Source organism: Marinobacter litoralis, assembly GCF_003336705.1.
GTDB lineage: Bacteria > Pseudomonadota > Gammaproteobacteria > Pseudomonadales > Oleiphilaceae > Marinobacter > Marinobacter litoralis.
In genome coordinates, this window is sequence record NZ_QMDL01000001.1 from 1,106,849 (window position 1) to 1,122,323 (window position 15,475).

General features: G+C 52.4%; 15 protein-coding genes, 1 pseudogene and 1 riboswitch. Of the genes and pseudogenes, 8 read left to right on the forward strand and 8 right to left on the reverse strand.

Annotation, left to right across the window (positions count from 1 at the left end; all coding sequences use genetic code 11):
* Positions 1–68 precede the first annotated feature (68 nt).
* Positions 69–926, forward strand: a complete 858-nt coding sequence (locus tag DOQ08_RS05125; RefSeq protein ID WP_114333910.1) for a DMT family transporter — start codon at positions 69–71, stop codon at positions 924–926.
* A gap of 13 nt (positions 927–939) precedes the next feature.
* Here the strand turns inward: DOQ08_RS05125 and DOQ08_RS05130 are convergent, their stop codons facing one another.
* Positions 940–1,497, reverse strand: coding sequence for a manganese efflux pump MntP (locus DOQ08_RS05130; RefSeq protein WP_114333789.1), 558 nt, complete (start codon positions 1,495–1,497; stop codon positions 940–942).
* Between the two features lie 37 nt (positions 1,498–1,534).
* Positions 1,535–1,674: riboswitch (yybP-ykoY riboswitch) on the reverse strand.
* 110 nt (positions 1,675–1,784) lie between these two features.
* On the opposite strand from DOQ08_RS05130, the gene DOQ08_RS05135 reads away from it, so the two are divergent.
* From DOQ08_RS05135 to DOQ08_RS05150, 4 genes are all read left to right on the forward strand, one after another.
* Positions 1,785–2,198: a hypothetical protein gene (locus tag DOQ08_RS05135; protein ID WP_114333790.1), complete on the forward strand. Its 414-nt coding sequence runs from the start codon at positions 1,785–1,787 to the stop codon at positions 2,196–2,198.
* Between the two features lie 86 nt (positions 2,199–2,284).
* Complete coding sequence (locus DOQ08_RS05140) at positions 2,285–2,728, forward strand: plastocyanin/azurin family copper-binding protein (RefSeq protein ID WP_206074774.1); 444 nt, start codon at positions 2,285–2,287, stop codon at positions 2,726–2,728.
* A 14-nt stretch (positions 2,729–2,742) separates the two neighbouring features.
* Entirely contained in the window at positions 2,743–3,465 is a 723-nt protein-coding gene (locus DOQ08_RS05145) for an RNA polymerase sigma factor (RefSeq protein WP_165823613.1), read from the forward strand.
* 204 nt (positions 3,466–3,669) lie between these two features.
* Complete coding sequence (locus tag DOQ08_RS05150; protein WP_114333792.1) at positions 3,670–4,119, forward strand: DUF1499 domain-containing protein; 450 nt, start codon at positions 3,670–3,672, stop codon at positions 4,117–4,119.
* A gap of 142 nt (positions 4,120–4,261) precedes the next feature.
* Here DOQ08_RS05150 and DOQ08_RS16215 read toward each other — a convergent pair.
* Both DOQ08_RS16215 and DOQ08_RS05165 read right to left on the reverse strand, forming a co-directional pair.
* Positions 4,262–4,378: pseudogene (locus DOQ08_RS16215) on the reverse strand (LysR family transcriptional regulator); the annotation flags it as partial.
* A 209-nt stretch (positions 4,379–4,587) separates the two neighbouring features.
* A complete protein-coding gene (locus DOQ08_RS05165; RefSeq protein ID WP_206074775.1) occupies positions 4,588–6,303 on the reverse strand; it encodes a protein adenylyltransferase SelO in 1,716 nt (571 codons plus the stop codon).
* Positions 6,304–6,543: 240 nt separating this feature from the next.
* Here DOQ08_RS05165 and DOQ08_RS05170 point away from each other — a divergent pair, with 240 nt between their 5' ends.
* The gene (locus DOQ08_RS05170) at positions 6,544–7,815 is read left to right on the forward strand and encodes a tyrosine-type recombinase/integrase (protein WP_114333793.1); all 1,272 of its coding nucleotides are present in this window, start codon (positions 6,544–6,546) and stop codon (positions 7,813–7,815) included.
* 7 nt (positions 7,816–7,822) lie between these two features.
* Here the strand turns inward: DOQ08_RS05170 and DOQ08_RS05175 are convergent, their stop codons facing one another.
* From DOQ08_RS05175 to DOQ08_RS05185, 3 genes are read right to left on the reverse strand one after another with little or no spacing between them, the layout of a single operon-like run.
* On the reverse strand, positions 7,823–8,521 hold the full coding sequence (locus DOQ08_RS05175; RefSeq protein WP_264756352.1) for a copper resistance protein B: 699 nt from the start codon (positions 8,519–8,521) through the stop codon (positions 7,823–7,825).
* Between the two features lie 47 nt (positions 8,522–8,568).
* The gene (locus tag DOQ08_RS05180; RefSeq protein ID WP_114333795.1) at positions 8,569–10,293 is read right to left on the reverse strand and encodes a copper resistance system multicopper oxidase; all 1,725 of its coding nucleotides are present in this window, start codon (positions 10,291–10,293) and stop codon (positions 8,569–8,571) included.
* Between the two features lie 42 nt (positions 10,294–10,335).
* The gene (locus DOQ08_RS05185; RefSeq protein ID WP_114333796.1) at positions 10,336–10,863 is read right to left on the reverse strand and encodes a cupredoxin domain-containing protein; all 528 of its coding nucleotides are present in this window, start codon (positions 10,861–10,863) and stop codon (positions 10,336–10,338) included.
* A gap of 170 nt (positions 10,864–11,033) precedes the next feature.
* On the opposite strand from DOQ08_RS05185, the gene DOQ08_RS05190 reads away from it, so the two are divergent.
* Together DOQ08_RS05190 and DOQ08_RS05195 are read left to right on the forward strand one after the other, a co-directional pair.
* Positions 11,034–11,699 carry a response regulator transcription factor gene (locus tag DOQ08_RS05190; RefSeq protein WP_114333797.1) on the forward strand — a complete coding sequence of 222 codons (666 nt, stop codon included), beginning with the start codon at positions 11,034–11,036 and terminating at the stop codon, positions 11,697–11,699.
* Positions 11,686–13,014, forward strand: coding sequence for an ATP-binding protein (locus DOQ08_RS05195; protein WP_114333798.1), 1,329 nt, complete (start codon positions 11,686–11,688; stop codon positions 13,012–13,014). The genes DOQ08_RS05190 and DOQ08_RS05195 overlap by 14 nt, the downstream gene beginning before the upstream one ends.
* A 24-nt stretch (positions 13,015–13,038) precedes the next feature.
* Here DOQ08_RS05195 and DOQ08_RS05200 read toward each other — a convergent pair whose 3' ends face one another.
* Together DOQ08_RS05200 and DOQ08_RS05205 are read right to left on the reverse strand one after the other, a co-directional pair.
* Positions 13,039–13,956 carry a pirin family protein gene (locus tag DOQ08_RS05200; protein ID WP_114333799.1) on the reverse strand — a complete coding sequence of 306 codons (918 nt, stop codon included), beginning with the start codon at positions 13,954–13,956 and terminating at the stop codon, positions 13,039–13,041.
* Positions 13,953–15,437, reverse strand: coding sequence for a malate:quinone oxidoreductase (locus DOQ08_RS05205; protein ID WP_114333800.1), 1,485 nt, complete (start codon positions 15,435–15,437; stop codon positions 13,953–13,955). Before DOQ08_RS05205 ends, DOQ08_RS05200 begins: the two co-directional genes overlap by 4 nt.
* Positions 15,438–15,475 lie beyond the last annotated feature (38 nt).

Sequence of the window (15,475 nt, forward strand, 5' to 3'; positions counted from 1 at the left end):
TGACCACTTTTACCGGCCGTTCAGGCAATAAACCACTTAAAGGTACTGGGCGTTTCACGGTTGGTTTGATGCCGGCGGTTTTCGTGTGGTTGTGGAGCACCGGCTTTATCGGCGCAAAATACGGACTCCCGTACGCCGAACCTTTTACATTGTTGTTATACCGAATGCTTTCGACTTTGGTCGTGCTGGGCCTGATTGCGTGGTGGCTAAAATCCAAGTGGCCATCAGTAAGCGGCATGGCACACACAGCGATTACTGGTTTGCTGGTACACGGGCTGTATCTGGGCGGCGTGTTCTATGCGATTGACGATGGTATGCCTGCGGGTGTTGTTTCCATTATTGTCGGCCTGCAACCTTTGGTGACTGCGGCAGTGGCCGTTGTTGTCCTGCGGGAAGCCATCACCCTTCGTCAGTGGTCAGGGTTGGTGCTGGGACTGATCGGCGTCAGTTTGGTTATATTGGAGAAAATGGGGGGTACGAGCCAAGTTTCAGGCTTTCCCGTCTCGGCATTGCTTTGGACTTTGATCGCACTTGCAGGTATTTCGATCGGTACGGTGTATCAAAAGCGTTTTTGCCAGAGAGTCGATTTGGTGCCGGGCGCCTTTATTCAGTACTGCGCGGCATCGGTTCTGTTTGCTCTGGGGGCTTTCGCGTTTGAATCGCGCGAGGTGTCGTGGAACATGCAGCTCATACTGGCAACAGGCTGGCTGGTCCTGGGCTTATCAGTGGGCGCCATTCTTCTTTTGATGCAATTGATTCGCCGTGGTGCTGCGTCCAACGTTGCGAGTTTGTTTTATCTCGTGCCTCCGGTTACCGCCCTGCAGGCCTATATTCTTTTCGACGAGCGACTGGGTGTGCTCGCACTATGTGGCGGCCTGCTATCGGTTTTAGGGGTGGCGTTGGTTGTCATTAAAAGAGACAAGTAGCCACGTCAACGTTCTATAAATTCGTTGCCAGTATCCACACTCCCACGCCTGCGAGCGTGAGGCCGCCAAAGACTTCAGCCCGATGGCCGAGTAGGGAGCCAACTGTCCTACCCAGCAGAACGCCCATGGTTACCATGAGAGTGGTCGCTGCACCTATCAAACCGGCCGCTATCCAGATGTTGACGTTGATGAACGCCAGGCCAACACCCACAGCCAAGGCATCAATACTGGTGCCAACTGCGGTGAGGCACACTTTTAATGGAGAGTGGCTGGTGGGTTTTTCGACGTCTTCAGAACCTGGCTTCAGGCCTTCATAAATCATGTGAGCGCCTAAGCCCACGAGCAAGAAGAACGCAATCCAATGAGCCCAAGCTTCAACATAACTGGAGGCAGTGCGGCCAATCAGCCAGCCTATAAGTGGCGTGATTGCTTCGATAGTTCCAAAAATCAGGCCCATGCGCAGGGCGTCAAAGAATCGCGGATTTCTGAGGGTTGCTCCTTTACCAATAGCAGCGGCAAAGGCATCGGTGGACATGGCAAAGGCAAGTAAAATGAGGGCTACTGGGTTCATTCTTTAACTCCGGCCGGGCTTGTTGAGTCCACGATATAGCCACACGCCCGACCAAAGGCATGGGTATATCGATGGTCTCGCCAACCGAAGTGGTGTCCGCACCATGGCATGTGGCCAAGTATGTTGATGCGAACTCTTCCGAGGAACGGAAGCAGGCTACTCCCCAAAGAGGAGGGTAATTTACCAGCGTGTTAGTCCGATATCAATCGATAAAAATTCTGAAACCTTTCCGCCGGAACTGCATCTGTTTCATTGCCACATTAATTATTCGCGAAAGGGGAATGGCTATGAAAACGTTACTGATCGGGTTGTTGGGCATGAGTCTGGCGGCGGGCGTACTGGCCCATGATGAAGGCAAGCTTGCCCAAATGCCTCCGGAAGGACCGTACGTGCAGGTGAACGATGTGTTACCGCTGCCTGCATTTCTGCCGGGCCTTGGAATACTCTTCGTCGATCCGGATACCTTGCCCGCCGGCCCATTCTTAAGCTACGACCGTGATGGAAAGCTGTCTGCTACCGTTTATATGACACCTCTTGAGGAACTCAAAAACGGCGTTGCTTACGACGATCTGGCGGTTGGATCTCATGAAGTTACGGCTGTCGATATCTACTACAACGCTGGGCATCCCGGAGTCGAGAGTCCACACGCGCACGTCGTGCTCTTCCACGATAAGGGGGCCAAAGACCGCTTGGCCAAATAGGCACTGTAACTGGCGATCATACTATGAACTGTTCAAGACGTAGATTGCTGAGGTTGTCGGGCTCGCTCCTACTTTTAAGCTGTGTAGTGAACGAAGTTCATGGTGATAACGATGTCGTTATCACCATGAAAGGCACACATCGGGGTGAAAGAGTTTGGTTTGAGCCGAAAGGTGTTGCAATAGAGCCGGGCACAACCGTTACTTTCATTAATCGGGATCCGGGTAACTCCCACACCGTTACTGCTTATCACCCTGAAATTTTTGATCGTGTTCGACGGATTCCGAAAGCAGCTAAACCATTTGATAGCGGCTACTTACTTCCTGGCCAAACGTTCAGCCTAACTCTGACGGTTCCTGGAGTGTATGACTATTACTGTGTCCCGCATGAGATGGCGGCTATGGTTGGGCGAATTATCGTTGGATCACCAGCATTAGAAGACTGGGATGACTCCGCGTTGGGTGCGGGGGGAGTGAGGGGAGATGTCAGTGCGCAATTCCCTTCAGTCCGCGCTATCTTCAATGCAAGATGACAAAAGGCATGCTTATGAAAAGCCCTGTTGACTCTTTATCACCTAAAACCAGCGTAGACCCGCAAACTTCTGAAGAAGAGCTCGTCAAACTTGCCCAGCAGGGAGAAGAAGTCGCCGTACGAGAGATCATTCGAAGACTGAATCCTCGTCTGTTTCGTATCGCTCGGGGTATTTTGGATAACAGTGCCGAGGCCGAGGAAATCGTCCAGGAAACCTATCTGGTTGCTTTTACCCGAATTGAAGAGTTTCGCGGCGACTCCAAACTCTCGACCTGGATCACCAAAATTGCGTTGAACGCAGCCAAAATGAGATTGCGCAAACGCCATCCAACTCAGGAATATGATTCGGTTTCGGAGCAGCTTCACCAGACAGCGTCTGTGATAGCGTTTCCGAGTGCGCCACAGCGATCGCCGGAAAGTGAGCACGGAGTTACGCAGTTTCGAGAGTGGGTGGAATCAGCGGTCTCTGAGTTGCCAAGCAATCTTCGGATTGTGTTTGTTCTCAGGGAGGCAGAAGGCATGGCGATAGCCGACATAGCAGCGGATCTTGGTATAACCGTTATGACAGTAAAAACGCGCCTTTTCCGTGCCAGGCGACATATGAAAAAGTTGTTGGAGTCGCATATACAGGGAGGGTTTGAAAACGTGTATCCATTTGACGGCGCTCGTTGCGCTCATATGGCGGATTCTGTGGTTGAGCTGCTCCCGGATGTTTTCCAGACGACACGATCAGAGTGATAAGAACAACGTAGGAGAGTGCAAATCACCAATATCGTTTATCGATGCTAACATACAATTTAACATAATATACATTATGCGCAGTTGTGGATGGAGCAGAAGTTTGTATACTCGGTAGCCAGAGGTGCAGCATCACCCGCCAATCCTTTGTCTTGCCCAATCCCTGATTTCCCATTAACGCCGTTGAAAGGAACTTTTCACAACATGCGCTACATTACGGCTTTCGCGATACTGCTTCTTTCCGGCTGCGCCTCAACCCGTAACGTTCCGCCCACGGGAATACAGTTTACGCTGGATGGCTGCACGCCGTTTCTAAACTGCGTCTCAACGTCTTCCACGGTGAGTTATTACGCCATCGAACCTATTCGTCTGGTGGAGCCTTTGAGCGAATCAACCTGGGCAATCATCAAAGCGGAAGCTCTCGAACTGCCAGGCGCTTCTCTAAACGAGGCTCGCTATGGTTACGCGGATATTACCTGCTACAGCGATACGGTTGGTTTTCCGGATTATTTCGAGGTTCTGATTGATGCAGACAAGCAGCGCTTGAATGTTCGCTCACAATCGCTGCTTGGTTTCTACGACATGGGCGTGAACCGCCGCAGGGTCGAATTGCTGCGGAGCCAACTGGTCGAGCGTGGCATTGCTATCAATTAATGAAGGTCGCACACGCCAATATGAATTGGGGCCGGAGCGGTATTAAAAGCCGAACTAAAAATGAAGCTTAGGCCGCTTCAGACAGGCCATTGGAGAATGTCCAATATTTAGGTGTATTGGACATTTTGGGCCAATCAGCGGCTTACCCGTCACCAGGCAATACAAAATCGACCTCATCCACAGACTCTTCCAGAAAATCCAGAAACGTACGAATCGCTGGCAATAGCCCTCGGCGTGACGGAAACACGGCATGATTGATTGTGCCGATGATGCTGCAGCCTCTTTTTGATCGGGTTCCTGTTCTTGCCTTGTGGGGCGTCAGTCATGGTTTAGTTGCAGCTATCATCGTGGCACTTGTGGTTTATCTGATCATGCCTCGCGTGGTTCGGCTGGTTGCAAGCTGGTTGTTTCGTTAGCCGAAATTTAGCCTGATGAAGGTTTAGTGCTCTCTCGTGGTGGTCTAACCAATCACGACGAACAGCTATAGTGCGACCATCCGCCCACATCAAATAGTTCTAACGGCTTTAGCCGGTAATATTTCTGCTCAATGTCTTCCGATTGCTCAGCGTATGGCTGAGTCATCACGCTCTGCAGCTCTCGTAGCAGTGTGTAGTCACCCGCTGCTGCCTGCTGATACGCAGGCACCACGTACCAATCTTTCAGACTGTACTTCGGATTGACCTGCTTCATCTGGCTGGAAAGCTGCTCACGATTATCGGCCGGAATGAGCGACTGCCATTTCGCGAGCCACGCGGACCAACGCTCGTTCAGCTTCTCAGGATGTGCATGATAAGCTTGGCTTGGGTAGAAGCTCTTCTTAAGTGGCTCAATGTTGCCAGGCAACAACGAAAGCTCCCGGAAAAACAGGGTGTAATCGACAGGCGTTTCCGCCATCAGTCTTGTCAGCTCAATGAACAGATCCGCGTCAAAATGATCCAGCCCCAGTTTGGCAGCCCACATGAGCTGCATTTGTGCTTGCATGAATTTCGGGAATTCACTTTGAATTTCTTCGAGCTGTCGCAAACTTTCCGGATTGTTCTCCAACAAGGGCCGCACCGCTGCGCAAAACGAGTAAAAATTGCGTTCCGCAGCTGCCGGTTGATTGAGGAATGCGAAGTGTTGTCCGCCGCCCGTCCAGGGCTGGTAATGCGGATCAAACACATTGCAGAAGCCAAAGGGACCATAGTCGAGCGTGAAACCACCTGCTGCACAGTTGTCACTGTTGAAGTTGCCTTGGCAGTAACCAACACGAATCCAGTTGGCAACGAGTGATGTCAGCCGACTACGGAACTCACCTGCAAGTCGCACGACTTTGTCGGGAGTGGGCAGCGACTGATCGATCTCTTTACCGTACTCTCGATCGATCAGGTGCAGCACGAGCTTTTCCAGTTCTTCCATCGCCTGCGGGTGTTCCTGCTTACGGGCGCGACGACCAAAGAGTTCGAGCTGCCCTACCCGAATGAACGATGGGGCCACACGCGTAGAGATGGCCACAGGCTCGGATACCAGAATATCGGGATCGATTGAGCGAGTACCCTCCGAATACCATGGACGCCGGACTGTCTCGGTTTTCGATACGTACAGGCTTAAAGATCTTGAGGTGGGTACACCCAATGCGTGCATGTGTTCTTGAGCCAGGAATTCCCTCACACTTGACCGCAGAACTGCCCGGCCGTCCCCGCCGCGGCAGTAGGGCGTACGCCCTCCCCCTTTTAGTTGCATTTCCCAGCGCTGACCGTTGGTGACTGCCTCTAACACAGAAATGGCGCGACCGTCGCCATACCCATTGCCGGTCTGAAACGGACAATTCCGGTAAAATTCATTGCCGTAGATTGAAAGCGCATAACCACTCGCCCATCCAACCTTGCGCAGAGGCTCCGGAAGCTCCGACAGGTCTCCGGAGAACATGCGAACGAAGTCGTCTGATTGCGCCAGGCTGTCGTCGAAACCCAGTTCGCGGAACAGGTCTTGGCTGTGCGCGACGTACTCAGGGTGTTCGATGGGTGTGGGTTTGACCGGTACATAGTGGCCCGTGAACACCTGCCGTGGTTCGTGGTCGGCTCCGTTAGCTTTGCCTTCAGGATCGCAGTTAAGCGTGTCCATGAATGAATAGTCCGCCAACCGTGCGAGATCAACGAGGGTTGCAGCCAGTTCTGGTGTTTCACCGTGGCGTCGCATGGTCATTGGTGCTCCTTTTATAAACTGTGCCGGAAATAAGAGCATTCTACCCTTCCCGTTTAATTCGAGCATCGCAATCTACCGAGGTGAGCACGTTGTGATGGCACTGGGTTAGGCATCTAATCCTAGAATTTACTTTAATTTTATATGGTAAACTAACTGGGTTGATAGGTATTTAGTTCAATGTAATGTCCACGGAGTTCGCCAGTTCCGTGTTTGTTCGATAAGAATTCAGACAGGTTCCAGATGCCATCATTTTCAGGACATCCACTTTTTGATACCGCCGAAAACCTTGAAGACCAAGGCGATTTTCACCGGCACCCCTCAATACCAGAGTTTTTTGAAAGCCTTAGCATCCCCTCAGAATTATTGCGTGCGGACTACGAGATCACCCGCAAGTTTCTTCTCAAATACTCGGATGTCCAGGGCACCTTCGTTCGCTTCCGCTCAGAGGTTCAACGCTTCCTCAATTACCTTTGGGTCACCTCGAAGCGCACCTTAGTGCAAACCGACTCCGACGTGATGACGGCGTATTTCAAAACACTGACCATGCCGCCGAAAAGCTGGATCAGCAGAGGTATCTACTCCGCCTTCCAGGATCGCCAGGGACTTCGTCTGCCGAACGCACAATGGCGTCCGTTTGCGATTCGCACCACGAAAGGAGCTGCCGAAGACACGGTAAGCTACGCAATCACTCAAGCTTCGCTCAACGCCAGCAAGACCGCCCTTCAAACCTTTTTTAAGTACCTGCTGATACAGGACTATGTGCAGAAAAACCCGATGATTGGCATGCGCAAGCGAGACCAAAAGGTTCAGACCATTAATGATGTGGATACTGAAACCGATGTTCGGCGGCTTTCGGATATGCAGTGGGCTTATTTGTTGGAGTCGCTGATGTTGGCGGCCGATGAAAACCGGAAATACGAACGGCACCTGTTCGTTGTCGTGACCATGAAGTCGTTGTTTTTGCGGGTGAGCGAATTAGCGCCAAGGCAGAGGCAAAACGGATCAACAAGAACACCGGTGTTTGGCGACTTCAAACGCAAATTCGTGCAAGGCGAGGAATACTGGGCCTATTACGTGTTCAGTAAAGGCGACAAGGATCGCACGATCACCCTGCCCGATGAATACCTGCCCTATCTACAGCGCTGGAGAGAACACCTTGGTTGCTTGACAGCGATGCCGGTACAGGGTGACAACCACCCGATTCTGCCCTCGGCTAAAGGCGGAGCCTTAAGCAAGCGCCAGATCCAGCGTGTGTATGAACAGGCAATCATGCTAGCCGTCGACAGACTAGACACTGAAGGCCGTTCCGAGGAAGCACGACAACTCGAAAGCATTCGTACCGAAACACACTATCTCCGCCATACCGGTGCCAGCCAGGCTATTGAGGCCGGTGCCGACATTCGGCATATCAGCGAAGAACTCGGCCACGCCAGCGCCGCCTTCACCGAATCGGTTTACGTCAATTCAGATCAGGCGATGCGGCGTTTTGCCGGGCGGAAACGGCGGGTGTAATGCGCAATTAGAATGCGATTCTAGCGCCAATAACCGCGAACCAATCTTCGGTACTCCCGCCGGCCGATTCGGCGAAATCGGCAGAATCACCATACTTTCGCTCGTGAACCACGCCGACATAGGGCGAGACAGATCGGTCGATCAGATCATAGCTCAACCTCAAGCCCGTTTCCGTAGAAACCAGCCCCTTGCCGATACCGATCTCCCGGTCCTCGCTAAAGGCAACCGTTGCATCGACCGTAGCAGCCAGAATCCAGTAATTGGTCAATAGCAACTCGTATTCGGCGTCTACCTCGGCAGAGGTGTCACCTTCGTCGCTAACATAGAGGTTTGCGTCTACTTCAAACCACTGAGGAGCCAGCCCGGAAACGCCTAAAACGGCATAAGTGCGATCAGGACCTTCCGGCGTATCAAAGCGAACACCGGCTTTAGCATCGAAAAAGGTTGAGATCGGAATCTGGCCTACCAGTTGGTTCTCCAAGCCTTCGTACGCTTGTTCTTCTATGGCGTACTCACCCTTAGTAAGCCACCGGACTTTCAGTGCGTCAGTTCCGTAAAAGAAATCTCCGTTCCAGACGCCGAGTTCTTCATCATCATCGCTGTAGCGGTATTCAAACTCTTCAAACTGGATACCCCATATCTCGAGCGGCTGTTTGCGTTCCGTGGTGTCTTCCATCATTCCCTGAGCGAAAGCCAAACCTGGCATTAGTACCGAGCCGACGAAGCCAGCTGTAAACCAGAAGCGAGAAAAGCTCATGCGCCGCCTCCTTCGTTCGTCACCAACTCGGCGGAAACCTGAGAGGCCTGCGGAGCGCCTTCCACCACGACTTTACGGAACATACCGGCAGCGGCGTGGTACGAAAGATGGCAATGGAATGCCCATTGGCCCGGTGCATCCACTTCCGTCTCCATGAACACAGTCGTGCCCGGTTGAACACTCACTGTATGCTTAACAGGGTTCCATTGACCTGCACCAACGTCGAGGATAGACCACATACCATGAAGGTGCATCGGGTGCGTCATCATAGTTTCGTTGACGAACTTAAACCGGACACGCTCGCCGTATTGCAACCGGATGGGGTCCGCGTCCGCGTATTTAACGCCGTTGATGCTCCAGGTATAGCGCTCCATGTTGCCAGTCAGGCGGAGTTCAATCTCGCGGGTTGGCTCGCGTTCCTCATACAGAGGTTTTTGGGCCTTGAGATCCGCGTAAGACAGAAACTTTCCGCCATTGGCGGCTTCAGGCATGATGCCGCTGCCTTTGGCGTAGAACGGATCGTCTGGTTTCTCCTTGTCGGCCCCCATGCTGCCGTGGGTAGAGTGGTCCATGGCCGCCATCGATCCATGATCCATGCCAGACATTCCACTATGATCCATCTCGTCCATGGCCCCGTGATTCATGCTTCCGTGGTCCATATCGCCATGATCCATGCCGTGCATGCCACCCATGTCGGCCATGGTGAGTCGGGCTGGCTTCCGCATGGTTGGAACTGCCGCTTCCATGCCCTCTTTCGGGGCTAGCGTTGCGCGTGCATACCCGGACCGCCCCATGGACTCGGCGAAAATCGTATAAGCCTGTGCATCGCGCGGCCGAACGATGACATCGTAGGTTTCAGCAACCCCGATGCGGAATTCGTCCACGTTAACCGGCTGTACGTTGTTGCCATCGGCCTGAACCACCGTCATGTTCAGCCCGGGAATACGAACGTCAAAGTAGGTCATCGCAGAGGAGTTGATGAAACGTAAACGGATACGCTCACCTGGCTCAAACAGCCCCGTCCAGTTCTGCTCCGGTCCCTTGCCATTGATCATGCCGGTAAAGCCTTGAACATCTTCCACATCCGCCTTCATCATGCGCATGTCTCCCCAAGCCATCCGGTCCTTGAGCGTGTTCATCAGGCCGTTCGTCTTAGCATCGCTGAAGAATTCGCCAACCGTTTGCTGCTCACGGTTGTAATAATCCGGCATCATCTTCAGATTGCGCATGATCCGGTCTCCAGTGTGGGGGTGTTTGTCCGTTAACTGGATTACGTATTCCCGGTCGTAGCGAAATGGCTCGCGGCCTTTTGGCTCAATAATGATCGAGCCAAACGCGCCGTCAGGTTCCTGAAAGCCAGAGTGACTGTGGAACCAGTAGGTGCCTGCCTGCACCACAGAAAATTCGTAGGTGAAGGTCTCGCCTGCTTTAATACCCGGAAAACTAATACCTGGCACGCCATCTTGCTGGAACGGCAGAATAAGGCCGTGCCAGTGAATGGAGGTCATTTCATCCAAGTTGTTCGTGACATTGATTTTGACGTTTTCCCCTTCTTTGAACCGAAGCACAGGGCCTGGGGATTTTCCGTTATATCCAATACCTTCTTTGATGAAATCGCCGGTATCAATCGTGACACGGTCTACCGTCAGGTTATATTCCCCAGCGAACACCAGCGCGGGAACAAAAAGGCTGAAAAGCCCCGTCAAAAGGCGCTTTCTCATGAGATCCACTCCGTATATCCGTTAGCAAATTAAGAAAACGACTTACTTGAACGTGACATCACCATACATTCCAGCCTGATAGTGGCCGGGTACATTGCAGGCAAACTCGATGTTGCTTTCGTTGCTGAACGTCCAGACGATCTCCCCGCTTTTGCCAGGCTCAATCAGCACGCTGTTGGGGTCGTCGTGCTTCATGGAATGGCCATTTCCCATGTCCATTTCCATCATATGGTGATTAAGCTTGCCCCCCTGAATAACACCGTGCTCAACCATCATCATCATTTCTTCTTGATGCGCTTCGTGCATGGACGGCGTGCCGATATTGAATTCATGCACCAAGTTACCCTTGTTCTCCAAGACGAACCGAACGGTCTCCCCTGCACTCACCTCGATCTGTTCAGGCTCGTAGTAGTTATCGTACAGTTCAACAGTGATGGTGCGGCTGGCCTCCGAAGCTACACCAGGTTCGCCAATTGAGGATCCATGCCCATGACCGTGTGTTCCGCCCGCTAAAACGGCCGGCGACAATGCAACAGCAGATGCCAGAACCATGCTTTTTGTCAAAGTCATAACTATTCTCCTATCAAAGGTTGGGAAGAACGTGGCGCTTTAGAGGTTCTTACTGTCCCTTACCAACCTGAATCCTTGCTGAAAATTGCAGATGTTTTACCATTCAGGCCAGATTCAGGTAGCTGCCTCATACTCTCGACCACCCCTTCTCACGGAGTAACACCCAATCCATGCGCCTACTGTTGGTAGAAGATGATCGTTTATTAGCCGAGGGACTGATTGGCCAACTTGAAAAAGCCGGGTTTAGCGTCGATTGGGCTAAAACCGCGAAAGATGCCACAAGCTTGGGTGTGCAAGAGGATTACCGAGGTGTTGTGCTGGATCTCGGATTACCAGACGGGAATGGGCTGGAAGTACTTAAAACCTGGAGGGGAAAGCAAGTTCATTGTCCGGTGCTGATTCTTACCGCTCGAGGAGACTGGCAGGACAAGGTCAGCGGGCTTAAAGCGGGTGCGGACGACTATCTGGCCAAACCCTTTCAATTGGAAGAGCTCATAGCCCGGCTCAACGCCATCATACGCCGCAGCGAAGGTCGCGTGGATTCCACACTCAAAGCCGGCCGTTTGGAGCTTGATGAAAACCGACAGGTTTTAAAAACGGCCGACGGCACCGAGCATAGCCTTACGGGTACCGAGTTTCGTCTATTACGCTGCCTGATGAGCCGCCCGGGCCAAGTCTTTTCCAAAGACCAGTTGATGGAACAACTCTACAGCCTGAACGACACGCCGAATGAAAACGTTATCGAAGCTTATATTCGAAGGCTAAGAAAGCTAGTGGGAGCCGAATCCATCCTAACGCGGCGCGGCCAGGGGTATCTGTTTAATGAGGTTGTTTGAGAAGCCATGGTCGGTAAAAAACACTTTGCTCCTGTGCTTGCTGCCGGCAGGTATCGCCCTGATGGCGGTTGCGTGGATTGTTCACGGTTATTTGCTCGATAGGATGTCCCGGGAATTTGTTGAAGACCGGCTCAAAGATGAGGTGGCGTTTTTGGAGCACCAAATACGCAAAACAAACGGCGATGTCGATCAGCTAAACACCGGAGATTATTTCCAGGACGTATTTCATCACGCATTCGCCATACAGACACCCTCGAAAACCCTCGTATTACCAATAAGTTCGAAGCCAATCTTAACCCCATTACTAAATCATAGTGAAAGTGGGCCGATTCACGTCCAAGGCCAAACGGGGCCGGAACCGACCTCGGATATGGTGGCTTACCGAAAGGCCTTCTCGGTGAACGGAATGCCAATTGTTGTGATTGTGTCGGAAGATTTCGGAGCTCTAAAACACAGTCAAATGGAGCTGCACGTTTGGACTGCGGTTGTTTCCATTATCTTAATTCTGATGTTAATCGTCGTGATATGGCTCGGCATCAATTTGGCCATGCGCCCTGTCATCAAGCTCAAAAGTGCTTTAACGCGGCTTCAGAGTGGCCAAATCAAACGGATTGATATGCAGGCCCCGGAAGAATTCGATCCTTTGGTCAAACAGCTCAACCAGCTACTGGATTCCCTTGATCAGCGGTTGGAGAAATCTCGCGATGCTTTGGCCAACCTGTCCCATAGCGTAAAAACGCCGATCGCCGCCGTTCGGCAGATCCTCGAAGATGCTGATCGCCCTCTGGATCGCGAACTGCGAAAACAGATGGCCAACCGCCTAGACGTTATCGACACTCAACTTGAGGCGGAGATGCGTCGCAGTCGATTCGCTGGCCCCCAAATTGGGATGAGCGCTTATCCGCTAAAGCAAGCCCGGGATTTGCTATGGATGCTCGGCCGGCTTTACCCAAACAAGTCCTTTGAGCTTTCCAGTTCTTTACCTGAGGATTGCCGCTGGGCCATTGAGGAGCACGACCTCAACGAAATAATGGGCAACTTACTGGATAACGCAGGCAAATGGTCCGCACATTACGTCGAACTGACCTTAGAGGAGGTTGCGGGATCCCCGATGATTGCTGTGGCGGATGATGGCCCCGGCGTTCAAGAGACGGAACTTGCTCATCTTGGACAGCGAGGGGTTAGGCTGGACGAGCAAACACCAGGCCACGGTCTGGGCCTGGCTATCGTGCGCGATATTGTCGAACGCTATGGCGGAATCGTCACCTTTTCATTGCGCGCTCGACACGGTCTGGAAGTTCGAGTAATGGTCTAACGAACGAAATCACGCCGTAGAACGTTACTCCGGCAACGGAATGAACTCGTCGTCATCACCCACGACTTTCGGGAAGTTTTGGGCCTTCCAGTCAGCTTTCGCTTGTTCAATACGTTCGCGGCGAGTCGAGACAAAGTTCCACTCGATATACCGATGGCCCAGGTTCTCACCACCGACAAACGCGATGCGAGAATCACGCTTTGCCGTCAGCTCAATTCCCTTCTCATTGGTAAACACCGCCATGGAGTACTCGTGAATGGTGGCATCCTTCACCGCAACCTCGCCTTCAGCGACGTAAACGGCTCGCTCTTCCGCATCTGGAACCACGATGCTCTGGCCGGCTTTTAAGTGCGCTTCGACATAAAGCGTGTCTGCGTAGACTTTCACCGGGGAGGTTTTCCCGTAAGCGCTGCCCATAATCACTCGAACAGGGACGCCATCAACGTCTACTCGAGGAATCTCGGCATCGGGATAATGATAAAAAGCCGGTTCAACCTCTTCATCGGCTTCTGGCAGCGCCAGCCAGAGCTGCAGTCCGTGCAGGCGGTGCGCCTTTTCCGTAACCTCGGGACGCTCCCGTTCAGAGTGGGTTATGCCTTTGCCTGCCACCATGAGGTTCACATCACCCGGGCGGATGGTCTGGTAGCTGCCCACCGAATCCCGGTGCAGTATTTCCCCTTCGAACAGGTAGGTCACTGTTGCCAGGTTGATGTGTGGGTGCGGCCGCACGTTGATCCCTTCACCGGCTGGGAATTCGGCGGGCCCCATGTGATCGAAGAAAATCCACGGCCCTACCATGCGGCGCTTGATCGTTGGCAGAACACGGCGCACTCTAAAACCGCCGAGATCTTTTTGACGGGTTTCAATCAAAAGATCAATATTCTGACACCCATCCGGCCTTTGACACTCTTGGTCAAAAACCTCTTTTCTTTGCGTACTCATCCTTTATCCCCTGACATCTTTTGTGTTTCTGGAGTGGTTATTCCCAGTGTCTGGTTGACCGAATCACGAATCTCGCGGTAACGGTCTGGGTCGCGGGCCAAAACTTCAAGATCATCTTCGGGGAACATCTCTGATTTTTTGCGCACAGCACTTTCATCCGCTAAAACCGATGGAAACAATCGCTCCAAGCAGCGCAGCATAACCTCCGGTGAGACCGAGGCCCCTGGCGATGCGCCCAGCAATGTAGAGTAAGTTCTATCGGTGGAGACAATGATTTCTGTACCCATTTGCAAAGCACCATCTTTGATAATCTGTACCCGCTGACCAGCTTCGATCGGTGCCCAATCGAATTTTTCACCCAGCCCAGGCGCAAATTTTTCCAGCTCAGCGAACATGCTTTTCTTGCCCTTGAAGCTCTCAGAAACCAGGTACTTTACTAGCGGAAAATGATCCAGTGTGACATTTAATAGCCCCGGAATGTCGTGTAACCGAAGGGACGTCAGGTAATCGAAGAAACCTCGGCCTTTCTCAAGTACGGGCTTAAATGAGGCAAACGGACCGAACAAGAGATAATGCTGGCCATCTATCATCCGTAAATCCAAATGCGGCACAGACATCGGAGGTGCGCCCACTTCCGCTTTTCCGTAGGTTTTGGCACGGTATTGTTCGGCTTGCTCGGGGGTGATGGCAGCTTGCAAGAACCGCCCTCCCACCGGGAAACCAGTGAAACGGCTTCGGAACGGCATCAAGCTTTTCTTTAGAATCGGAAAAGCGCCGCCGCCCGCCCCCACGAACAGCACATCCGCCTTATGCTGAATTGGCCCCGCGTCATTCTGCGCTTCTATTAACCATTGGCCAGCCGGGCTTCTATGCACTCGTCTTACATGGGTGCCAAACTCAATTTGAACGCCCAGCTCACGTACCGCATAGGCCGCCATTTGTTCGGTTAGCGCGCCAAAGTTAACGTCCGTGCCGGTTTCAATCGCTGTCGCGGCCATCTTTTCATCCCGTGACCGACCTTCCATGGTGAAAGGAATCCAGCTTTTAATTTCATCGAAGTCTTCTGAGTACTTCATGTGCTCGAAGAAATGATGGGCAGACATCTCCTTGAAGCGCAGCCTTAACATGTTAATCGACGATTCTGAAACAATGGTGCAGTGCTTGGTCGGATTGATAAAAGAGGTGGGGTCTTCGATGGCACCTTTACGGACGAGGTAGGCCCAAAACTGTTTGGCGACATTGAACTGAGCGTGAATCTTTAACGCCTTCTCAACCGAAATTACCTCTTCATCAACCGGCGTGTAATTCAGCTCGCAGTTGGCTTCATGCCCGGTTCCAGCGTTGTTGAAGGCCCAGGAATTGCCTGATCCGGGGCCGTCTAGCCTTTCAAGAATAGTCACTTCGAGATTGGGAACCATCTCTTTTGCCAGCACTGCAAGGGTGGTCCCCATAATGCCGGCACCGATGATGATCAGGTTCATAGATTCCACTCGCTACAGGTGAGTTTATACGACTGATT